This window comes from Micromonospora sp. ATLC20, assembly GCF_057196585.1.
The window spans coordinates 17,630-37,602 of sequence record NZ_JBXUOV010000013.1; the positions used below are offsets into that span (position 1 = coordinate 17,630).

The following is a 19,973-nucleotide window of genomic DNA, read 5'->3' on the forward strand; positions in this document are numbered from 1 at the left end:
TGGTACGAGCGGCCGGCGGGGGCGTCCGGCCGGCCTGTCGGCGATGCGCCACGGCAGAAAACTTCCGGCAACTCGCCGGGGAGGGCGTTACTCGTCCGGGGTCTGAATCGATAGGGCAGGTTGCGAGGCTACGGGCGACCGGGGCGGTCGTCACGGACGTGTCGGGAGGGCGACTCCATTATCAAGTTTGGCTTGACGGCGCACGCATTACACGCGTGTAATTTGAATGGGGTTGTTCGCACGGAACGCAACAAATGGTGACCGTACGGACAGGCACGCCTTTCGCGTGGGGGGTTGCAGCGGCGAATGACGCCGGTGCGCGACAAGGAGGCAATCGATGGACGGCCAGCTCGAGGTGGCCGACCTGCTCGGGAACGCGCCGGAGTGGCAGGAGCGAGCGCTCTGCTCGCAGACCGACCCGGAGGCGTTCTTTCCCGAGAAGGGCGGCTCGACCCGCGAGGCGAAGCGCATCTGCTCGCGGTGCGAAGTGAAGACGGAATGCCTGGAGTACGCGCTCGGCCACGACGAGCGGTTCGGAATCTGGGGTGGCCTCTCCGAGCGGGAGCGGCGCAAGCTCAAGCGGCGGGTCGCCGCCTGATCCACGTACGGGTCCACGGGCGGTGGGGGCCGCCCGGACCCGGGTCGTCGTCCGGCCGGCGCGTCCGGCCGGGTGGCGGCGCCTGTCCGGCCGACCCGGTCAGGCCAGCTCGTCCGGGTCGACGCCGAGCAGATTCGCCACCTGCTCGATGATCACGTCGTGCACCAGGTCGGCGAGGTCCTCGCGGTCCATCGCGCGGAACTCCAGCGGCCGCCGGTAGAGCACGATCCGCGGCGGCACCTCCTGGCGGCCGGGCCGCCCCGGCAGCAGCCGGGCCAGCGGCACCTCGCCGTCCTCCAGCACGTCCGAGTCGTAGACGTTCAGATCCGGCGGGACGTCCTCGACCGCGAACTCCACCCCGGCCAGCTCCTTGGCGAACCGGCGTTCGAGCGTCTCCACCGTGTCGAGCACCAGATCGTCGAAGACCTCGGCCTTCGTCCGCGCCAGCGGCACCGTGGCCGGCACCAGCCGCCCGCGCAGCCCGCGACCGTGCCGGTCACGGTGGGTGCGCCGGCCGGAGCCGGGGCGGCGGTTCTGGGGGCTCGTCATGACGGACAGGGTAGCCCGGGCCGGCGGTCCACCCGCCGTCGCGCGGCCGACCGGCGCGCCGGTGTGCCGATCGGCGGAATTGTGATCACCATGACGGGCGTGTCGTAACGCGAAGCGGTGCGCCGGACCCGGTAATGGGGATACCCTGCCGCCGTGAGGTCACCACGGCGCTGCTCCCGTAACGGCTGCCCCCGGCAAGCGGTCGCCACACTGACCTATGTCTACAACGAGTCGACGGCGGTGGTGGGCCCGCTCGCCGCGTTCGCCGAACCGCACACGTACGACCTGTGTGAGCCGCACGCCCGCAGCCTGACCGCCCCGCGGGGCTGGGACGTGGTGCGGCACGAGGGCGAGTTCGAGCCGCCGCCGCCCACCACCGACGACCTGGTGGCGCTGGCCGAGGCGGTACGCGAGGCCGCCCGCCCCGCCCCGCCGCGTCCCCCGGAGGACGAACCCACCACCAAGCCCCAGACCCCCCACCAGCAGGGCCGTCGGGGCCACCTCCGGGTCATCCCGCCCCACCACTGAACGACCCCGCCCCGGACCCTCCATCGGTCGATCATGAAGGTCCCGCTGGTCGGCCAAGTGCACGGACCAACGGGTGCCCGCCGGCCGGTCTCGGCCAGGTCGTCCGGGGTGGCGGGCGGGAGGCCCAGGATCGGGCTGACCGGCCCGGCGACGTCCGCGCCACCCTCGGCCGGCGCGACCGCCGTGGCCCGGCCAGACCAAGGTCAACACCAGTACGGCGAGGTGGCCGCATCCAACCCACCCGGACCCCACCACCACCCCGGACTGGTGTCGATCATGAACGCCGGGCGCACTTGGCCCCGCGAAGATCAACGCCAGTACGGCGAGGTGGCCGCATCCAACCCACCCGGACCCCACCACCACCCCGAACTGGTGTCGATCATGAAACCCGGGCGCACCGGGGTCAGTGGCCCAGGAAGCGGGTGAAGAGATCGGCTCGGCGGGACGGGCGGGACGTGCGGTGCTCGCTCTTGTCGGCTGAGGACATGATCTTCAGGCCGGCGTTCACCGCCAGCCAGCGCAGCGGCTCCGGTTCCCAGTGGGGGGAGCGGTGGCCCACCCAGGGCAGCGCCGTGAGGTCGCTGTCCACGCCCCGGATCAGGTCGGCCAGCGTACGGCCGGCGAGGTTGCTGGTGCCGACGCCGTCACCGACGTAGCCGCCGGCCCAGGCCAGACCGGTACGGCGGTCCAGCCCCACCGACGCGGCCCAGTCCCGGGCCACGCCGAGCGGTCCGCCCCAGGCGTGCGTCACCGGCACGTCCGGCCCGAGTACGGGGAACAGTTCCCCGAGCGCCCGCCGCAGCGCCGCGAACACCCGCGGCTCCCGGTCGAAGCCCTGCCGGACCCGGGAGGCGTAGTGGTAGGGCGCGCCCCGCCCGCCGAACGCGAGCCGGCCGTCGGCGGTGCGCTGGCCGTACACGATGACGTGCCGGTAGTCGGAGAACGTCTCCCGCTGCGCCAGCCCGATCCGTGCCCAGGTCTCCTCGGGCAGCGGCGGGGTGGCCACCATCAGCGAGTAGACGGGCGCCACTGTGCGCCGCTGGCCTGGCAGCCCCGGCGTGTAGCCCTCCGTCGCACGCACCACCACGGGCGCCCGGACCACGCCCGCCGCTGTCACCGCCGCGCCCGGCCGCAGCGCGGTCACCGGGGTGCGCTCGTGGATGCGTACGCCCCGGCGCTCCACCGCCCGGGCCAGACCCCGGACCAGCCTCGCCGGGTGTACGGCGGCGCAGTGCGGGGTGTACGTGCCGCCGCGTACCCCCTCGGCGGTGCAGCGCGCGGCGGCCTCGCCGGCGTCGAGCAGCCGCAGGTCGTCGTCGGTCAGCCCGTGCGCGTGGGCCTGGGCGACCTCGGCGCGGGCCCGCTGGAGCTGGGCCTCGCCGCGGGCGAGCATCACCGTGCCGCCGGCCTGCCAGTCGCAGTCGATGCCCTCGGCGAGGGCGACCCGCCCCACCTCGGCGACCGTGTCGTGCATGGCCCGCTGCATGGCCAGTGCCCGGTCCCGGCCGTGCCGCCGGGCCAGCGCCGGCAGCGAGGTGGGGAACAGCGCCGAGCACCAGCCGCCGTTGCGCCCCGACGCGCCGTACCCGGCGATCTCCCGCTCCAGCACGACGACGCGCAACGTGGGGTCGGCCTGGGCCAGGTAGTACGCCGTCCACAGCCCGGTGTACCCGGCGCCCACGATCGCCACGTCGGCGTCCGTGTCTCCGGGCAACCCGGGTCGCGGTGTCAGCGGTTCGTCCAGGCCGGACAGCCAGTACGACAGCTGCTGGTATCCCGTCATCGGCTTCAGAGCCGCGACCACGCCTCGGTCAGCACCGCGCGCAGGATCTGCTCGATCTCGTCGAAGTGCTGCTGGTCGGCGATCAGCGGCGGGGCGAGCTGCACGACCGGGTCGCCCCGGTCGTCCGCCCGGCAGTAGAGCCCGGCGTCGAACAGCGCGGTGGACAGGAAGCCGCGCAGCAGCCGCTCGGACTCGGCCTCGTCGAACGTCTCCCGGGTCGTCTTGTCCTTGACCAGTTCGATGCCGTAGAAGTAGCCGTCGCCCCGGACGTCGCCGACGATCGGCAGGTCGTGCAGCTTCTCCAGGGTGGACCGGAACGCGTCCTCGTTCGCCCGGACGTGCCCGATCAGGTCCTCCCGGGCGAACACCTCCAGGTTGGCCAGCGCGACCGCGCAGGAGACCGGGTGGCCGCCGAACGTCACGCCGTGCGCGAACATGCCGGTCTCGGTGAGGAACGGCTCCATCAGCCGCTCGCTGGCGATCATCGCGCCGAGCGGGGCGTAGCCGGAGGTGATGCCCTTGGCGGTGGTGATGATGTCCGGCTGGTAGCCGTAGCGGACGGCGCCGAAGTACTCGCCGAGCCGGCCCCAGGAGCAGATCACCTCGTCGCTGACGAGCAGCACGTCGTACGCGTCGCAGATCTCGCGTACCCGCTCGAAGTAGCCGGGCGGCGGCGGGAAGCAGCCGCCGGAGTTCTGCACCGGCTCCAGGAAGACGGCGGCTACCGTCTCCGGCCCCTCCCGCTCGATCGCCCGGCCGATCTCCTCGGCGGCCCAGCGGCCGAACGCCTCGGCGTCGTCGCCGTGCTCGGGGGCCCGGTAGAAGTTGGTGTTCGGCACCTTGATGCCACCGGGCACCAGCGGCTCGAAGTCGGTCTTGATGCCGGGCAGGCCGGTGATCGACAGCGCGCCCATCGAGGTGCCGTGGTAGGCGATGTAGCGGCTGACCACCTTGTGCTTGGTGGGCTTGCCGGTGCGCTTGAAGTAGGCCCGGGCCAGCTTCCACGCCGCCTCGACGGCCTCGGAGCCGCCGGTGGTGAAGAAGACCCGGTTCAGGTCGCCGGGGGTGAGCGTGGCGATCTTCTCGGCCAGCTCGACGGCCTTCGGGTGGGCGTACGACCAGAGCGGGAAGTAGGCCAGCTCGCCGGCCTGCTTGGCGGCGGCCTCGGCCAGCTCGGCGCGGCCGTGACCGGCGTTGACCACGAACAGCCCGGCCAGCCCGTCCAGGTAGCGGCGGCCCTGCGCGTCCCAGACGTACGCGCCCTCGCCCCGGACGATTGTCGGAACCTCGCCGGCGGGGTAGCTCGCCATGCGGGTGAAGTGCATCCAGAGATGGTCGGTGGCGTTGGCCATGTCAGCCCCATCGGGTCTCGGGCCGGTCAGGGGTGACACCGGCCGCTCTGCCCACGGTTATCCCACAGGCGATGCCGATAAGGCAAGCGAACAAGCTTCAGCGCGACGGATTCAGCGCCATATCACTGTGCTGTCAACGGAATCCGCATCAGGCGGTGCCCCAGCTGTAGGTCTGCTTGCGCAGCTTCAGGTAGACGAACGCCTCGGTGGAGAGCACCCCGGGCACGCCGCGCAGCTTCTGCAGGATCTCCAGCAGGTGCGCGTCGTTGCGGCAGACCACCTCGGCCAGCAGGTCGAACGAGCCGGCGGTGATCACCACGTAGTCGATCTCCTCGAACTCGGCCAGCCGGTCGGCGACCGGCTCCAGGTCGCCGTCGGTACGCAGCCCGATCATGGCCTGGCGGGGGAAGCCGAGCTGAAGTGGATCGGTGACCGCGACGATCTGCATGACACCCGCGTCGAGCAGCCGCTGCACCCGCTGGCGTACCGCCGCCTCGGAGAGGCCGACCGCCTTGCCGATGCTCGCGTACGGGCGGCGCCCGTCCTCCTGGAGCTGCTCGATGATCTGCTTGGCCACGTCGTCGAGCAGAGCGTGGTTGGCTCCGTCACGCACAGTGACCCGACGGGCGCCGTTTCCGTTCTCCTGGTGCCGGTTGACCATCGACGCTCCTCGTGTCCGGTTCTCCGTGTTGAGCGTAGTGCCCCGCGCAGTCTGGCGTATTTCGTGGCGACTGGCCATTCCCGCAACGGAATCCCTTGTGAGAGAGGTTTTCTCATGTCAGGATCAGTCGTCCATCGCCACTGACCCTCCCGCCGGCGCGCCGCCCCCCGTCCCGCCGCCGACGATGCCCCCCAAGGAGTCGTCACATGCGTAGTCCCCTCCGGCCCCTCACCCGGCGTGGTCTGCTCACCGGGACCCTCGGCTCGGCCGCGCTGCTCGCCACCGCGGGCACCCTGGCCGGCTGCGGGACCAAGGGCGCCCAGCAGACCGAAGCCGGATGCAAGAGCGAGGATCTGTCCGCCACCGAGAAGAAGGTCGCCTTCTCGAACTGGCCGCAGTACATGGACACCGACGAGAAGGACGAGTCCAAGCGCCCCACGCTCGACGCGTTCGTCGCCGCCACCGGCATCCAGGTGACATACACCGAGGACGTCAACGACAACAACGAGTTCTTCGGCAAGGTACGCAACCAGCTCGCCGGGTGTCAGAGCACCGGCCGGGACATCATGGTGCTCACCGACTGGATGGCCGCCCGGGTGATCCGCCTCGGCTGGGTCCAGAAGCTGGACAAGTCGAAGATGCCGAACGTCGAGGCGAACCTGCTGCAGTCGCTGCGCGGTCGCTCCTTCGACGCCGAGACCCAGCTCGCCGTCCCGTGGCAGTCCGGCCTGGCCGGGCTCGCGTACAACGCGAAGGTCACCAAGGAGATCCGCACCGTCGACGAGCTGCTCACCCGTCCCGATCTCAAGGGCAAGGTGACTGTGCTGTCGGAGATGCGCGACACCATCGGACTGCTGCTCCAGTCGCTCGGCCACGACCCGGCCAAGTTCACGTCGGCCCAGTTCGACGACGCGCTGAACAAGCTGAAGAAGGCCGTGGACAGCAAGCAGATCCGGCGGTTCACCGGTAACGACTACGCACCCGACCTGGCCAAGGGCGACATCGCCGCGTGCATCGGCTGGTCCGGCGACGTGGTCCAGCTCGGCTTCGACGACGAGAAGATCAAGTTCGTGGTGCCCGAGTCCGGCGTGATGCTCTGGTCGGACAACATGCTGGTGCCGAACAAGGCCACCCACAAGGCCAACGCCGAGGCGTTGATGAACCACTACTACGACCCGGCGGTGGCGGCGAAGCTGGCCGCGTACGTCAACTACATCTGCCCCGTGCAGGGCGCGCAGGCCGAGATGGAGAAGATCGACCCGGACCTGGCGAACAACCCGCTGATCTTCCCGGACGACACGATGCTCTCCAAGGCCAAGGTCTTCATGGCGCTCGACGAGGCGCAGGAGAAGGAGTACGAGACCAAGTTCCAGCAGGTGATCGGCGCGTGAAGGGGCAGCAGACCCCGGCCGGTGACCTGCGACTGGTCGACCTGACCAAGCGGTTCGGCGTCTTCACCGCCGTCGACGACCTCACCCTCACCATCCCGCAGGGCTCGTTCTTCGCCCTGCTCGGCGCGTCCGGCTGCGGCAAGACCACCACGCTGCGGATGATCGCCGGGCTGGAGCAGCCGACGAGCGGACAGGTGCTGCTCGGCGAGCAGGACATCGCCGGGCTGCGGCCGTACAAGCGGCCGGTGAACACCGTCTTCCAGAGCTACGCCCTCTTCCCGCACCTGGACATCCACGAGAACGTGGCGTTCGGGCTGCGCCGCCGCGGGATTCGCAACGTGGGCGACCAGGTGGAGCGCATGCTCGCGCTGGTGCAGCTCGAAGGGTACGGACGGCGCCGCCCGGCCCAGCTCTCCGGCGGCCAGCAGCAGCGCGTCGCGCTGGCCCGGGCGCTCATCAACCACCCGCAGGTGCTGCTGCTCGACGAACCGCTCGGCGCGCTCGACCTCAAGCTGCGCCGGCAGATGCAGATCGAGCTGAAGCGGATCCAGACCGAGGTCGGCATCACGTTCGTGCACGTCACCCACGACCAGGAGGAGGCCATGACGATGGCCGACACGGTCGCGGTGATGAACGCCGGCCGGATCGAGCAGCTGGGCGCGCCCGCCGACATCTACGAGTACCCGGCCACCGCGTTCGTGGCGAACTTCCTCGGCCAGTCCAATCTGCTCGCCGCCGAAGCCGGCGGTCGCGCCGCCGACGACGTGCTGGTCACGGCGCACGGCTCGCGCTTCTCGGTGCCCGCCGGCCGGGCCCGGCTCACCGACGGTCCGGCCTTCCTCGGCGTACGTCCGGAGAAGCTGCACCTGGTCGACGGCCCGGACCGGGTGCCGGCCGGACACCAGCACGTCGGTGGCGTGGTCACCGACGCCTCCTACGTCGGGGTGAGCACCCAGTACCTGGTGCGCACCGCGTGGGGCAGCGAACTGTCCGCGTTCGCCGCGAACAGCGGGCTGGGCGGTCAGCTGGCGGTCGGCACAGCGGTGACCGCGCACTGGGATCCGCGGCACGCGTTCCTGCTGCCCCGGGCCGCCGGTGCGGACGACCAGACCGCGCCGCTGCTCGACGAGCCGCCGGTGGGTGCGCTGCCATGAGCGAGCGCAGCGAGCGAAGCGGAGTGGCGGCATGAGCGCGCTGGCCCACGTACCGACCTCCGCCGGGAAACCGGCGCCGCCGCCGGTGCGGCGCGGGCGCAGCCGGCTCCTGCCGTACCTGTTGCTGCTGCCCGGCGCGGTCTGGCTGTTCGTCTTCTTCGCGCTCCCGCTGGTGCAGCTCGCCTCGGCCAGCCTCTACGACCCGGCCGGCTCGCTCTCCACCGGGTACGCCATGACCTGGGCGTTCAGCAACTACCCGGACGCGTTGCAGGCGTACTGGCCGCAGTTCTCCCGGTCGTTCCTGTACTCGGCGATCGCGTTGGTGCTCGCGCTGCTGATGGGCTACCCGCTGGCGTACGCGATCGCGCAGAAGGCCGGCCGGTGGAAGAACCTGCTGCTGGTCGCGGTGGTCGCGCCGATGTTCACCAGCTTCCTGGTGCGCACGCTGGCCTGGAAGACCATCCTGTCGGACAACGGCGCGCTGGTCGGGCTGCTGCGCGACGTGCACCTGCTCGGCCCGGACGGCCGGCTGCTCGCCACCCCGATCGCCGTGGTGCTCGGTCTGACGTACAACTTCCTGCCGTTCCTGGTGCTGCCGCTGTACGCGAGCCTGGAGCGGCTCGATCCCCGGCTGCTGGAGGCGGCGAGCGACCTGTACGCGAGCCCGCTGCGCGCGTTCGCCAAGGTGACGCTGCCGCTGTCGATGCCCGGCCTGATCGCCGGCACGCTGCTGTTCTTCATCCCGGCCACCGGTGACTACATCAACGCCGAGCTGCTCGGTACGCCGAACGAGTACATGATCGGCAACGTCATCGACTCGGCGTTCCTGGTCCGGCTGGACTATCCGCAGGGCGCGGCGCTGTCGTTCCTGCTGATGGCCGCGATCCTGGCGATCGTCTTCGTCTACCTGCGCCGGGCCGGTACGGAGGAGGTGCTGTGAAACTCAGGCGCTGGCTCGCCGACCGGTGGGTGATGGGCGTGGCCCTGCTCGTCCTCGGCTACCTGACGCTGCCGATCATGGTGGTCGCCGGTCTGTCCTTCAACCGGCCCTCCAGCCGGCTCTCCTACGACTTCAACGAGTTCACGCTCGACAACTGGAAGCAGCCCTGCGCCACCTCGGACATGTGCGACGCCGTGGTGCGCAGCATGCAGATCGGCCTCATCGCCACAGTCGTCTCCACGCTCCTTGGCACGCTGATGGCGTTCGCGCTGGTCCGGCACAGCTTCCGCGGCCGCTCCGGGCTCAACGGGCTGATCTTCCTGCCGATGGCCACCCCGGAACTGGTGATGGGCACCTCGCTGCTCGCCCTCTTCGTCGCCGCCGGGGTGCCGCAGGGCTTCTGGACCATCGTCATCGCGCACGTCATGTTCTGCGTGTCGTTCGTCGTGGTCACCGTGAAGGCCCGGCTCTCCGGCATGGACCGGCGGCTGGAGGAAGCCGCGATGGACCTGTACGCCAGCGAGTGGCAGACGTTCCGCCGGATCACGCTGCCACTCGTGCTGCCCGGCATCGTGGCCGCCGCGCTGCTGGCGTTCTCGCTCAGCTTCGACGACTTCATCATCACGAACTTCAACGCCGGCACCACTGTCACGTTCCCCATGTACGTCTGGGGCGCCTCCCAGCGCGGCATCCCGCCGCAGGTGAACGTGATCGGCACGGCCATGTTCGTGATCGCGTTGCTGCTCGTCGGGGCCACCTCGCTGCGCGGGCGGCGGGCGCGCCGGGCCGCCCTCGCGGTGGTCGCCACACCGGCGGGCAAGCCATGACACTCCCGCATACCGGCCGGGCGCTGGCCGACGCCGCGCCCGTGTCGTACTGGCTGGACCGCCCGGTCCGCCCCGACCCGCTGCCGCCGCTGACCGGGACGCACACCGCCGACCTGCTCGTGGTCGGCGGCGGGTACGCCGGGCTGTGGACCGCGCTGCTCGCAAAGGAGGCCGACCCGGACCGCGACGTCCTGCTCGTCGACGCGGGCACCTGCGGCTGGGCGGCGTCCGGGCGCAACGGCGGGTTCTGCGCCGCGTCGCTCACCCACGGGCTCGCCAACGGCGTCGAACGGTTCCCCGGCGAGATCGGCGAGCTGGAACGGCTGGGCCGGGAGAACCTGGACGCCATCGCCGCCACCGTGGCGAAGTACGACATCGACTGCGACTTCGAACGCACCGGCGAACTGGCGGTGGCGGTCGAGCCGTACCAGCTCGATGGGCTCGCCGCCGACGCCGAGATGGCCCGCCGGTACGGCCACGACGTGCGGCTGCTCGACCGCGACGAGGTACGCGCCGAGGTGGCGTCGCCGACGTACCTGGGCGGGATGTGGGATCGCGACCGGGTGGCCCTGCTCGACCCGGCGAAGCTCGCCTGGGGACTGCGCCGCGCCGCGCTCGACCTGGGCGTACGCGTGCACGAGCACACCCGCGTCACCGGCCTGGTCCGCGACGGCGCCGGGATGCGGGCCGCCACTGCGGGCGGTGCGGAAGCGGCGCCCGGCGCGGTACGGGCGCGGCAGGTTGTGCTGGCCACGAACGCGTTCCCGCCGCTGCTGCGCCGGCTGCGTTCGTGGATCGTGCCGGTCTATGACTACGCGCTGATGACCGAGCCGTTGACCGAGGCGCAGCGCGACGCGATCGGCTGGCGGCACCGGCAGGGGCTCGCAGACACCGGCAACCAGTTCCACTACTACCGGCTCACCGCCGACAACCGGATCCTGTTCGGCGGCTACGACGCGATCTACCACTACGGCAACCGGGTGGCGCCCGCGCTGGAGCAGCGCGAGGCCACCTTCACCACGCTCGCCTCGCACTTCTTCACGACGTTCCCGCAGCTCGCCGATGTGCGCTTCAGTCACCGCTGGGGTGGCGTCATCGACACCTGCACCCGGTTCTGCGCGTTCTTCGGCACCGCGTACTCCGGACGCCTGGCCTATGCGGCCGGGTTCACCGGGCTCGGCGTCGGCGCGACCCGGTTCGGCGCCCGCGTGACGCTCGACCTGCTCTCCGGCACCGACACCCCGCTGACCCGGCTCGACCTGGTGCGCCGCAAGCCGCTGCCGTTCCCGCCGGAACCGGCCCGGTCCGTGGGCATCAACCTCACCCGCTGGTCGCTCGCCCGCGCCGACGCGCGTGACGGACGGCGCAACCTCTGGCTCCGTACTCTCGACCGTCTTGGACTGGGGTTCGACTCCTGATGCGTATCCTCCTCGTCGGCGCCGGTGGCGTCGGCTCCGCCGCCGTATCCATCGCCGCCCGCCGTACCTTCTTCGAGATCATGGTGGTCGCCGACCACGACCCGGCGCGTGCGGCGCGGGCCGTCGCCGGGCACGGCGACCGGTTCGTCGCCGCCACAGTCGACGCGTCCTCCGCCGACGCGGTGGCCGCGCTGTGCCGGGAACACCGGATCACTCATGTCCTCAACGCGGTCGACCCGCGCTTCGTCATGCCGATCTTCGACGGCGCGTTCGCCGCCGAGGCCGACTACCTGGACATGGCGATGTCGCTGTCCCGGCCGCACCCCGAACACCCCTACGCCGAGACCGGGGTCAAGCTCGGCGACGAGCAGTTCGCCGTCGCGGAGCGGTGGGCCGCCGCCGGGCGGCTCGCGCTGTGCGGCATCGGCGTCGAGCCGGGCCTGTCCGACGTCTTCGCCCGCTACGCCGCCGACGAACTCTTCGCCGAGATCGACGAGATCGGGGTACGCGACGGCGCGAACCTGACAGTCGCCGGGTACGACTTCGCGCCGTCGTTCTCCATCTGGACCACCATCGAGGAGTGCCTCAACCCGCCGGTGATCTGGGAGGAAGGGCGCGGCTGGTTCACCACCGAACCGTTCAGCGAGCCGGAGGTGTTCGACTTCCCGGCCGGGATCGGCCCGGTCGAGTGCGTCAACGTCGAGCACGAGGAGGTGCTGCTCATCCCGCGCTGGGTGCCGGCGAAGCGGGTCACCTTCAAGTACGGCCTCGGCGCCGAGTTCATCGAGGTGCTCCGCACGCTGCACAAACTCGGACTGGACTCGACCCAGCCGGTGCGCGTACGCGGGGTCGAGGTGTCGCCGCGCGACCTGGTGGCCGCCGCGCTGCCCGACCCGGCCACGCTCGGCGACCGGATGAGCGGCAAGACGTGCGCCGGCACGTACGTCACCGGCACCGGCCCGGACGGCCGGCCACGCCGCGTCTACCTCTACCACGTGGTCGACAACGAGTGGTCGATGGCCGAGTACGGCCACCAGGCGGTGGTCTGGCAGACCGCCGTCAACCCGGTCGTCGCGCTGGAACTGCTCGCCACCGGTGCCTGGTCCGGCACGGGCGTGCTCGGCCCGGAGGCGTTCCCGCCGACCCCCTTCCTCGACCTGCTCACCGGCTACGGTTCGCCGTGGGGGATGGAGGAACGATGACCCGGTACGGCCCGATGTACGGCCCCGACGTCACGTTCCTCGGCGTGCCGCCGTGCACCGTCGAGGAGCCGGTCACGTACGCCGACGCGGATGTGGTGATCATCGGGGCGCCGTTCGACGGCGGCACCTCGCACCGGCCCGGCACCCGGTTCGGGCCGTCCGCCATCCGGCAGGCCTGCTACCTGCCGCACGACGGCTCCCGCCCGTCGCTGGCGCTGCGCGTGGACGCGCTGAAGGACCTGTGCGTCTACGACGCCGGCGACGTGGAGATGTTCGGCGGCGACATCGAGCGTTCGCTTGCCGCGCTGGAGACCGCCGTGCACGCGGTAGCCGCCGCCGGAGCGATCCCGGTGGTCCTCGGCGGGGACCACTCCATCGCGCTGCCCGACGCGACGGGCGTGGCCCGGCACCACGGGCTCGGCCGGGTGTCGCTCGTGCACTTCGACGCGCACGCCGACACCGGCGACGTCGAGTTCGGCTCGCTGCACGGTCACGGCCAGCCGATGCGTCGGCTCATCGAGTCCGGTGCGGTACGCGGCGACCGCTTCCTGCAGATCGGGCTGCGCGGCTACTGGCCCGGCCCGGACACGCTGGCGTGGATGGCGGAGCAGCGGATGCGCTCGTACGAGATGACCGAGATCGTGGCGCGCGGGCTGGACGCCTGCCTGACCGAGGCGTTCGGCATCGCGACCGACGAGTGTGAGGGCGTGTTCCTCTCGGTCGACGTGGACGTGGTCGACCCGGGCATGGCACCGGGCACCGGCACACCCGAGCCGGGCGGGTTCACCTCCCGGCAGCTGCTCGACGCGGTGCGCCGGGTCTGTTACGAGCTGCCTGTGGTCGGGCTGGACGTGGTCGAGGTCGCCCCGCCGTACGACCACGCCGACATCACCGCGTACCTGGGCAACCGGGTGGTGCTGGAGGCGCTCTCAGCGATAGCCCGCCGCCGCCACGACGCCGAGACCGGAACCCCGTGGAACCCCACCCAGCCGCTCCTGGATGGTCGCTGACTGGTAGTCGGCGATGTTTAGCTCGGGCTATGGTTGGAGCATGGGTGCGGACGGGAAGCGCTGGTCGGTCCGGGTCACCGGAGAGGTCCGGCACTGGCTGCGCGACCTGCGGGACCACGACCCGGCGTCGTATGAGAGCGTCCGGGTGGCGGTGGACAAGCTGGCCGAGGTGGGGCCGGGGCTAGGTCGCCCGCTCGTGGACACGCTGCGTGGAAGCAGTCTCCGTAATCTGAAGGAGTTGCGGCCCCGCTCCGGTCGGGACGTGGCTATCCGGGTGCTGTTCGTCTTCGATCCCTGGTCGCAGGCGGTCCTCCTGGTCGCCGGCAACAAGGCGGGCAACTGGACCCGCTGGTACCGGCAGCACATTCCGGCGGCGGAGGTTGCCTACAAGGCTTGGCTCGACAGCGAGCGCGAGCGAAGGGGGGAGTCGTGACGGAGTTCTATCACTGGGACGAGGTCCGCGCCGAACTCGGCGGTGACGACGAGGCGTACGAGGCGGAGCGCGCCCGGACCGACGCGTGGGTGAGCGCGTTCCACCTGGCCGAGGAGCGCAAGCGGCTGGGGCTCACCCAGCGGCAGGTAGCCGAGATCATGGGGGTCACGCCGGGCCGGGTCAGCCAGATCGAGAACGGCGACCTCGACGTCAACGAGGTGGCCACGCTGAGCCGGTACGCCAACGCCCTCGGCGCCCGGCTGCGGATCATCTTCGACTACGGCGACGACCTCCGGCAGATCGCCTGACCGGAGGCCGCCGACGCGGTCAGGGGTGGGCGCAGCGGGGGCGCAGGCGTACGGGCTCGGTGGTTTCGGTAATCGAGTTGGGCTCGATCACCAGGCGGGCGATCGTCGTTGCCCGGCCGGGACGGAATCTGCCCTGGTCGGCGGGGATGGTTGCGGTCCAGGTGCCGGCGGTGCGCTCGTCGGTGCACGCGCCGATCACCCCGAATCCGAAGCCGGTGACCGAGCCGCGCCGGACCCGTTGGTCGAGGTGCACCTCGATGTACGCGAGGCCGCGCTCCGCGCCGCAGTCGAACCGGCCACCGACGGTGGCGGTGTGCGCCCGCGCGTCGGCCGTGCCGAACCAGTTGACGGAGATGCTGGGGGAGGCCGCCGGGGCGGCGACGGCGGCGCCGGGTGCGAGCCCGAGCGTGGCGGCGGTGGCCAGGGCGGTGAGGCCGGCGGCGAGCACTGGCTGTCGGACCGGGTGCATGGGCGGTCTCCTGTCGGGCGGTGGCGGACGCGACCCGGTAGCGACTCGAGCGGTGGTGGGACGCGTTCTCCGAAGTGGACGGCGTCAGCATCCCACCGCCGCGATGCCCGCGAGCTGCAAGATCTCGGACAGATCAGCGGTTCAGGTGGGACCGGATGAGGAAGCGGACGCCCTCCGGGGCCTCCAGGGAGAAGCCGCTGCCCCGGCCGGGCACCACGTCGACGGTGAGCCGGGTGTGCTGCCACAGCTCCCACTGGGCCTTCGACATCCAGAACTCCACCGGCTCGGGCACGCCGTCGACCGCCAGCGAGGCGAGCAGCACGTCCGAGCCGCCGGTGCGGAACTCACCGGCCGGGTAGCACATGGGGGCGCTGCCGTCACAGCAGCCGCCGGACTGGTGGAACATCAGCGGGCCGTGCTGCCCCCGCAGCGACCGGATCAGGTCGGCCGCCGCGGGGGTCACTGTCACGGTGTCGCCCATCAGAAGAAGCCCAGCTTCTTCGGCGAGTAGCTGACCAGCAGGTTCTTGGTCTGCTGGTAGTGCTCCAGCATCATCTTGTGGTTCTCCCGGCCGATGCCGGACTGCTTGTAGCCGCCGAACGCCGCGTGCGCCGGGTAGGCGTGGTAGCAGTTCGTCCACACCCGACCGGCCTGGATCGCCCGTCCGGCCCGGTACGCGGTGTTCAGGTCCCGGGTCCACACGCCCGCGCCGAGCCCGTACAGCGTGTCGTTGGCGATCTTCACGGCGTCGTCCAGGTCGGCGAAGGAGGTCACCGACACGACCGGGCCGAAGATCTCCTCCTGGAAGATCCGCATGGAGTTGTCGCCCTCGAAGATGGTCGGCTGGACGTAGTAGCCGCCGGACAGTTCGCCGCCGAGGTCGGCGCGCTCGCCGCCGGTGAGGACGCGAGCGCCCTCCTGCCGCCCGATGTCCAGGTAGGACAGGATCTTCTCCAACTGGTCGTTCGACGCCTGCGCGCCGACCATCGTGTCGGTGTCCAGCGGGTGCCCCTGCTTGACCGCCTTCGTCCGCTCGACGGCGGCGGCGAGGAAGTCGGAGTAGTGGCCCTGCTGGATGAGCGCCCGGGACGGGCAGGTGCACACCTCGCCCTGGTTGAGCGCGAACATGGTGAAGCCTTCGAGGGCCTTGTCCCGGAAGTCGTCGGACGCGGCGCTGACGTCGTCGAAGAAGATGTTCGGGCTCTTGCCGCCCAGCTCCAGCGTGACCGGCTTGATGTTCTCGCTGGCGTACTGCATGATCAGCCGCCCGGTGGTGGTCTCGCCGGTGAACGCCACCTTCGCCACCCGCGGGGAGGACGCCAGCGGCTTGCCCGCCTCGACGCCGAAGCCGTTCACCACGTTGAGCACGCCGGGCGGCAGCAGGTCGCCGATCAGCGAGAGCAGGTAGTGGATCGAGGCGGGCGTCTGCTCGGCCGGCTTGAGCACCACCGCGTTGCCGGCGGCGAGTGCCGGGGCGAGCTTCCACACCGCCATGAGGATCGGGAAGTTCCACGGGATGATCTGCCCGACCACGCCCAGCGGCTCGTGGAAGTGGTAGGCCACTGTGTCGTCGTCGATTTCGCCGAGCGAGCCCTCCTGCGCCCGGATCGCCCCGGCGAAGTAGCGGAAGTGGTCGATCGCGAGCGGGATGTCGGCGGCGAGCGTCTCGCGTACCGGCTTGCCGTTCTCCCACGTCTCGGCGATCGCCAGGGACTCCAGGTTGTCCTGCATGCGGTCGGCGATCCGGTTGAGGATCAGCGAGCGTTCGGCGACCGACGTGCGGCCCCACGCGTCGGCCGCGCCGTGCGCCGCGTCGAGCGCCTTCTCCACGTCCTCGGCGGTGCCCCGGGCCACCTCGCAGAAGGTCTGCCCGGTCACCGGCGTCGGGTTCTCGAAGTACTTCCCACCGTGCGGCTTCACGTACTCGCCGCCGATGTAGTGGTCGTAGCGGGACTGCCAGTGGGTGGGGGCGTCGTAGCGCGTCATGGGTACCTCCGCCGTCCGTCTGGGGTGGATGGCGGGCAGGCTAGTTTCCGGGACGTTGCAGGAACGTTGCGCGCGGCAGCGCGTACTCCTCGGCGAGCTGGCGGGCCCGCACGACAGCGAGTGGCCGGCGGGGCGCGCCCGGCGGCAGCGCCCGGGCCAGGGCCTGCCACGCGGCCAGGTCGTCGGTCCCGGCCGCCGTCGCGGTCCAGGCCGCGAGCAGCCCCGGGTCGGCGCCGGCCAGCACGGCGGCGCGCAACTGGCCGTCGACCAGGCGGCGCAGTCGCGCGACTCCCGGCGCGTCCGACCCGGGCAGCAGGGGCCCGGGGTACGCGCGCAGCGCCGCCGCCGGATCGCCACGTTCCAGCAGTTCGGTGACGGTACGGAAGTCGGCGCGCACGGTCGGGCGCAGCCGGTACGGGCGGGAGTCGAGCAGTTCCTCGCCGAGCACGCGGCGCAGCCGGGACAGTTCGGCGCGCAGCGTGACCGGGTGCCGCCTGTCGTCGCCGTAGAGGTCGAGGCCGAGCTGTTCCCCGGTTCGTCCCTCGGGATGGTCGACGAGCAGCACCAGCAGTTCGCTGTGCCGCCGGCCGAGCCGGATGCGCCGGCCGCCGACGCGCAGCTCCGCCTCGTCCCGCCCGAGCGCCGACACGTACGCCACGTCCGGCGCGGTGGGCGCGGCGCCGGCCAGGAACGCCTCGGCGGCCCGGGCGGTCGCCCGCACCAGCGCGAGGCTCTGCGGGTTGGCCAGGTGGTCCCCGCCGGTGATGTCGACGGCCCCGAGCAGCGCGCCGCTGGCCGGGTCGTGGATCGGCGCGGCGGCGCAGGTCCAGCGCTGCACCGGCCGGACGAAGTGCTCGGTGGCGAAGATCTGCACGCCGTGGTCGACGGCGAGGGCGGTGCCGGGGGCGTTCGTGCCGGCGTGCGCCTCGTCCCAGCGGGCGCCCGGCACGAAGTTCATCCGCTCGGCGTGCCGCAGCACCCCCGGGTGGCCCTCCACCCAGAGCAGCCGGCCGGCGGCGTCGCAGACCGCCATCAGGTGTGCGCCGTCCTGCGCGATGCCGCCGAGCAGGTCGCGGAACAGCGGCATCACCCGGGCCAGCGGGTGCGCGGCGCGGTAGCTCTCCAGCGCCTCGTCGGTGAGGTCGACCGGCGCGGTGGCCTCCGGGTCGAGCAGCGCGGACCGCTCCCACGAACGGGCCACCACCTCCCGGACGCCACCGGTGGTGCCCCTGGCGAGGAACGCCTCGTGGGCGGCACCGATCTGCGCGATCCGCTCCGCCGGATCCGCGCCGAACTCCAGGGCGAGCCACGGGTCAGCCACCAGCGCCTCCTTCCACCCATCGTGACCCACCTCACGCCTGAGCGCCAATGCGTGATCCGGGTCACTTCAGCAGTGCGCGCGCCGCCCGCGGACCGGACGAACGGCCCAGACGGCCCTACGCCGGTTGTCGCAGCGTGGCCCGCGTGGAGGATGGCTGCTGCGGACGCTTACAGAACCCTTAACTGCGGCCTGCGAAGGTGTGCCGGACGACGAGGAAAGACGGGGGAGCGCAAGGTGCGGGTGCTGGTGGCGGACGACGAGCGGCTCTTGGCGGACACGGTCGCCGAGGGGTTGCGACGGTTCTCCATGGCCGTCGACGTCTGCTACGACGGGGACGGCGCGCTGGAACGGATCGGGGTCAACCGGTACGACGTGGCGGTGCTGGACCGGGACATGCCCGGCGCCACCGGCGACGAGGTGTGCCGGAGCCTGGCCGGGGCCGACGCCGGCACCCGCGTGCTGCTGCTCACCGCCGCCGCCGGCATCCGGGACCGGGTCGCCGGCCTCGGGCTGGGCGCCGACGACTACCTGACCAAGCCGTTCGCGTTCGCCGAGCTGGTGGCGCGGGTGCAGGCGCTGGGCCGCCGGTCCACCCCGGCGCTGCCGCCGGTGCTGGAACGGCACGGCGTGGTGCTCGACGTGGCCCGGCACACCGCGACCCGGGACGGCAGCCCGCTCGGGCTGAGCCCGAAGGAGTTCGCCGTCCTGCACGTGCTGATGCGGGCCGGTGGCCGGGTGGTCAGCGCCGAGGAGCTGCTGGAACAGGCGTGGGACGAGTTCGCCGACCCGTTCACCAACGCGGTCCGGGTGACGGTGATGACCCTGCGCAAGAAGCTCGGCCAGCCGTCGGTCATCCACACCGTGCCGAAGGCCGGCTACCGGATCGGCGAGCCGGAGTGAGCCCCCGTCGCCGCATCCTGCTGATCGGGGTGCTCGCCCTGCTGGCCGGGTTCTTCGTGCCCAACATGGTCAAGTCGCTGCTCGGACTGGTGTGGGGGCAGGCCCAGTGGTTCTGCGGCCTCGCCACCATCGGTGCGGTGTGCGAGCCGGGCCGCCCGTTCGTGCCGCTGCTGCCGCTGCTGACCCAGTTGCTGGTGCTGGTGGCCGCCGGATTCGCGGTGTGGGGCGCTGCCCGCTGGTGCCTGCGCCCGGTGCACGACCTGGCCGCCCCGATCGCGAACCTGGGGCCGCAGAACCTCGGCTACCGGATCCGGCGCGGCGGCCGGGACGAGCTGGCCGGGCTCGGCCGCGCGATCGACGACATGCTGGACCGGGTCGCCGCCGGGTACGAGGGGCAGCGGCGGTTCGCCGCGAACGCCTCGCACGAACTGCGTACGCCGCTCGCGGTGCAACGCACCCTGATCGAGGTCGGCATGGCCCAGTCGCTCACCGGAGAGCAACTGGAACTGCTGACCGCCCAGCTGCTCGCCACGAACGAACGCAACGAGCGGCTGATCGAAGGGCTGCTCGCGCTCAGCGAGAGCGACCAGGGCCTGCGGTCCTCCACGCCGCAGCGCCTCGAACAGATCGTCACCGGCGTGCTGGCCGCGTACGCCGACCGGGCCGCCGAGGCCGGCGTGACGGTCGAGGCCCGGCTGTCGCCCCGGATCGTGACCGGCGAGCGAGTACTGCTGGAACGCCTTGTCACGAACCTGGTGGAGAACGGCATCAAGTACAACCGCGAGGGCGGCCGGCTCGTCGTCACGGTCGGCGGTGACCCCGCGCTGACCGTCGTCAACAGCGGGCAGGCCGTCCCCGCCGAAGCGGTCGACGGGCTGTTCGAGCCGTTCCGGCGCCTCGCCCGGGACCGGACCAACCAGGGTGGCGGTGCCGGGCTCGGCCTGGCCATCGCCCGCTCCATCACCCAGGCGCACGGCGGCATCATCGCCGCCCGCCCGGGTGCGGACGGCGGCCTGCGGGTCGACGTCCACCTGCCCACCGTGGGCTGACCACCCCACACGACTCCGGGAGCCGCCGTCGCGGCGTCCCGCGATGACACCTGCCCGAGGACGGGACCGGCGCCGCCGCCTCCCACCCGCAGAC

At 71.8% G+C, this 19,973-nt stretch carries 21 protein-coding genes; 13 read left to right on the forward strand and 8 right to left on the reverse strand.

All coding sequences use genetic code 11. The annotated features are described in order from the left end of the window. Positions 1-337 precede the first annotated feature (337 nt). Complete coding sequence (locus AC2CHG_RS05220) at positions 338-598, forward strand: WhiB family transcriptional regulator (protein ID WP_013284161.1); 261 nt, start codon at positions 338-340, stop codon at positions 596-598. A gap of 99 nt (positions 599-697) precedes the next feature. On the opposite strand, the gene AC2CHG_RS05225 is transcribed toward AC2CHG_RS05220, so the two are convergent. Next, positions 698-1,147: a metallopeptidase family protein gene (locus tag AC2CHG_RS05225; RefSeq protein ID WP_018787548.1), complete on the reverse strand. Its 450-nt coding sequence runs from the start codon at positions 1,145-1,147 to the stop codon at positions 698-700. 153 nt (positions 1,148-1,300) lie between these two features. Between AC2CHG_RS05225 and AC2CHG_RS05230 the strand changes: the two genes are divergently transcribed. Beyond that, entirely contained in the window at positions 1,301-1,675 is a 375-nt protein-coding gene (locus tag AC2CHG_RS05230; RefSeq protein WP_402810288.1) for a DUF3499 domain-containing protein, read from the forward strand. A gap of 403 nt (positions 1,676-2,078) precedes the next feature. Here AC2CHG_RS05230 and AC2CHG_RS05235 read toward each other — a convergent pair whose 3' ends face one another. The 3 genes from AC2CHG_RS05235 to AC2CHG_RS05245 form a co-directional block, all read right to left on the reverse strand. Further along, on the reverse strand, positions 2,079-3,458 hold the full coding sequence (locus AC2CHG_RS05235) for an NAD(P)/FAD-dependent oxidoreductase (protein ID WP_484524257.1): 1,380 nt from the start codon (positions 3,456-3,458) through the stop codon (positions 2,079-2,081). A gap of 5 nt (positions 3,459-3,463) precedes the next feature. After that, the gene (locus AC2CHG_RS05240) at positions 3,464-4,810 is read right to left on the reverse strand and encodes an aspartate aminotransferase family protein (RefSeq protein ID WP_366624115.1); all 1,347 of its coding nucleotides are present in this window, start codon (positions 4,808-4,810) and stop codon (positions 3,464-3,466) included. Between the two features lie 148 nt (positions 4,811-4,958). Continuing rightward, entirely contained in the window at positions 4,959-5,471 is a 513-nt protein-coding gene (locus tag AC2CHG_RS05245; protein ID WP_262012466.1) for an Lrp/AsnC family transcriptional regulator, read from the reverse strand. A gap of 206 nt (positions 5,472-5,677) precedes the next feature. On the opposite strand from AC2CHG_RS05245, the gene AC2CHG_RS05250 reads away from it, so the two are divergent. From AC2CHG_RS05250 to AC2CHG_RS05290, 9 genes are read left to right on the forward strand one after another with little or no spacing between them, the layout of a single operon-like run. Beyond that, complete coding sequence (locus AC2CHG_RS05250; RefSeq protein ID WP_262012465.1) at positions 5,678-6,862, forward strand: polyamine ABC transporter substrate-binding protein; 1,185 nt, start codon at positions 5,678-5,680, stop codon at positions 6,860-6,862. Beyond that, positions 6,859-8,016: an ABC transporter ATP-binding protein gene (locus AC2CHG_RS05255; protein WP_484524258.1), complete on the forward strand. Its 1,158-nt coding sequence runs from the start codon at positions 6,859-6,861 to the stop codon at positions 8,014-8,016. The genes AC2CHG_RS05250 and AC2CHG_RS05255 overlap by 4 nt, the downstream gene beginning before the upstream one ends. Before the next feature lie 31 nt (positions 8,017-8,047). Next, the gene (locus AC2CHG_RS05260) at positions 8,048-8,956 is read left to right on the forward strand and encodes an ABC transporter permease (RefSeq protein ID WP_484524259.1); all 909 of its coding nucleotides are present in this window, start codon (positions 8,048-8,050) and stop codon (positions 8,954-8,956) included. Further along, complete coding sequence (locus AC2CHG_RS05265) at positions 8,953-9,783, forward strand: ABC transporter permease (RefSeq protein ID WP_312247453.1); 831 nt, start codon at positions 8,953-8,955, stop codon at positions 9,781-9,783. Before AC2CHG_RS05260 ends, AC2CHG_RS05265 begins: the two co-directional genes overlap by 4 nt. Next, positions 9,780-11,201, forward strand: coding sequence for an NAD(P)/FAD-dependent oxidoreductase (locus AC2CHG_RS05270; protein WP_484524260.1), 1,422 nt, complete (start codon positions 9,780-9,782; stop codon positions 11,199-11,201). The genes AC2CHG_RS05265 and AC2CHG_RS05270 overlap by 4 nt, the downstream gene beginning before the upstream one ends. Further along, positions 11,201-12,403, forward strand: coding sequence for a saccharopine dehydrogenase family protein (locus tag AC2CHG_RS05275; protein ID WP_402810276.1), 1,203 nt, complete (start codon positions 11,201-11,203; stop codon positions 12,401-12,403). Before AC2CHG_RS05270 ends, AC2CHG_RS05275 begins: the two co-directional genes overlap by 1 nt. After that, positions 12,400-13,413, forward strand: coding sequence for an agmatinase (speB, locus tag AC2CHG_RS05280; RefSeq protein ID WP_366624124.1), 1,014 nt, complete (start codon positions 12,400-12,402; stop codon positions 13,411-13,413). The genes AC2CHG_RS05275 and speB overlap by 4 nt, the downstream gene beginning before the upstream one ends. Positions 13,414-13,453: 40 nt before the next feature. Further along, a complete protein-coding gene (locus tag AC2CHG_RS05285; RefSeq protein WP_186461666.1) occupies positions 13,454-13,846 on the forward strand; it encodes a type II toxin-antitoxin system RelE/ParE family toxin in 393 nt (130 codons plus the stop codon). After that, entirely contained in the window at positions 13,843-14,154 is a 312-nt protein-coding gene (locus AC2CHG_RS05290; protein ID WP_013284175.1) for a helix-turn-helix domain-containing protein, read from the forward strand. The genes AC2CHG_RS05285 and AC2CHG_RS05290 overlap by 4 nt, the downstream gene beginning before the upstream one ends. A 19-nt stretch (positions 14,155-14,173) precedes the next feature. On the opposite strand, the gene AC2CHG_RS05295 is transcribed toward AC2CHG_RS05290, so the two are convergent. The 4 genes from AC2CHG_RS05295 to AC2CHG_RS05310 all read right to left on the reverse strand — a co-directional run bounded on the left by AC2CHG_RS05295 (position 14,174) and on the right by AC2CHG_RS05310 (position 17,930). Further along, on the reverse strand, positions 14,174-14,623 hold the full coding sequence (locus AC2CHG_RS05295) for a hypothetical protein (RefSeq protein ID WP_194798492.1): 450 nt from the start codon (positions 14,621-14,623) through the stop codon (positions 14,174-14,176). Between the two features lie 133 nt (positions 14,624-14,756). Further along, positions 14,757-15,104 (reverse strand): DUF779 domain-containing protein, encoded by a 348-nt coding sequence (locus tag AC2CHG_RS05300; protein WP_262012457.1) that lies wholly within the window; start codon positions 15,102-15,104, stop codon positions 14,757-14,759. Then, complete coding sequence (gene adh / locus AC2CHG_RS05305; RefSeq protein ID WP_355506537.1) at positions 15,104-16,609, reverse strand: aldehyde dehydrogenase; 1,506 nt, start codon at positions 16,607-16,609, stop codon at positions 15,104-15,106. Before adh ends, AC2CHG_RS05300 begins: the two co-directional genes overlap by 1 nt. 40 nt (positions 16,610-16,649) lie before the next feature. Next, entirely contained in the window at positions 16,650-17,930 is a 1,281-nt protein-coding gene (locus AC2CHG_RS05310; RefSeq protein ID WP_484524261.1) for a transcriptional regulator, read from the reverse strand. 234 nt (positions 17,931-18,164) lie between these two features. On the opposite strand from AC2CHG_RS05310, the gene AC2CHG_RS05315 reads away from it, so the two are divergent. Both AC2CHG_RS05315 and AC2CHG_RS05320 read left to right on the forward strand, forming a co-directional pair. Next, entirely contained in the window at positions 18,165-18,830 is a 666-nt protein-coding gene (locus AC2CHG_RS05315; protein WP_484524262.1) for a response regulator transcription factor, read from the forward strand. After that, positions 18,827-19,879 (forward strand): sensor histidine kinase, encoded by a 1,053-nt coding sequence (locus AC2CHG_RS05320; protein ID WP_366624133.1) that lies wholly within the window; start codon positions 18,827-18,829, stop codon positions 19,877-19,879. Before AC2CHG_RS05315 ends, AC2CHG_RS05320 begins: the two co-directional genes overlap by 4 nt. Positions 19,880-19,973 lie beyond the last annotated feature (94 nt).

Bases quoted from the DNA above. Each gene is read 5' to 3' on its own strand.
- AC2CHG_RS05220 (WP_013284161.1), top strand. From the start codon at position 338: ATGGACGGCCAGCTCGAGGTGGCCGACCTGCTCGGGAACGCGCCGGAG.
- AC2CHG_RS05295 (WP_194798492.1), bottom strand. From the start codon at position 14,623: ATGCACCCGGTCCGACAGCCAGTGCTCGCCGCCGGCCTCACCGCCCTG.
- AC2CHG_RS05285 (WP_186461666.1), top strand. From the start codon at position 13,454: ATGGGTGCGGACGGGAAGCGCTGGTCGGTCCGGGTCACCGGAGAGGTC.
- AC2CHG_RS05225 (WP_018787548.1), bottom strand. From the start codon at position 1,147: ATGACGAGCCCCCAGAACCGCCGCCCCGGCTCCGGCCGGCGCACCCAC.
- speB (WP_366624124.1), top strand. From the start codon at position 12,400: ATGACCCGGTACGGCCCGATGTACGGCCCCGACGTCACGTTCCTCGGC.
- AC2CHG_RS05240 (WP_366624115.1), bottom strand. From the start codon at position 4,810: ATGGCCAACGCCACCGACCATCTCTGGATGCACTTCACCCGCATGGCG.
- AC2CHG_RS05300 (WP_262012457.1), bottom strand. From the start codon at position 15,104: ATGGGCGACACCGTGACAGTGACCCCCGCGGCGGCCGACCTGATCCGG.
- AC2CHG_RS05270 (WP_484524260.1), top strand. From the start codon at position 9,780: ATGACACTCCCGCATACCGGCCGGGCGCTGGCCGACGCCGCGCCCGTG.
- AC2CHG_RS05235 (WP_484524257.1), bottom strand. From the start codon at position 3,458: ATGACGGGATACCAGCAGCTGTCGTACTGGCTGTCCGGCCTGGACGAA.
- adh (WP_355506537.1), bottom strand. From the start codon at position 16,609: ATGACGCGCTACGACGCCCCCACCCACTGGCAGTCCCGCTACGACCAC.
- AC2CHG_RS05250 (WP_262012465.1), top strand. From the start codon at position 5,678: ATGCGTAGTCCCCTCCGGCCCCTCACCCGGCGTGGTCTGCTCACCGGG.
- AC2CHG_RS05260 (WP_484524259.1), top strand. From the start codon at position 8,048: ATGAGCGCGCTGGCCCACGTACCGACCTCCGCCGGGAAACCGGCGCCG.
- AC2CHG_RS05245 (WP_262012466.1), bottom strand. From the start codon at position 5,471: ATGGTCAACCGGCACCAGGAGAACGGAAACGGCGCCCGTCGGGTCACT.
- AC2CHG_RS05275 (WP_402810276.1), top strand. From the start codon at position 11,201: ATGCGTATCCTCCTCGTCGGCGCCGGTGGCGTCGGCTCCGCCGCCGTA.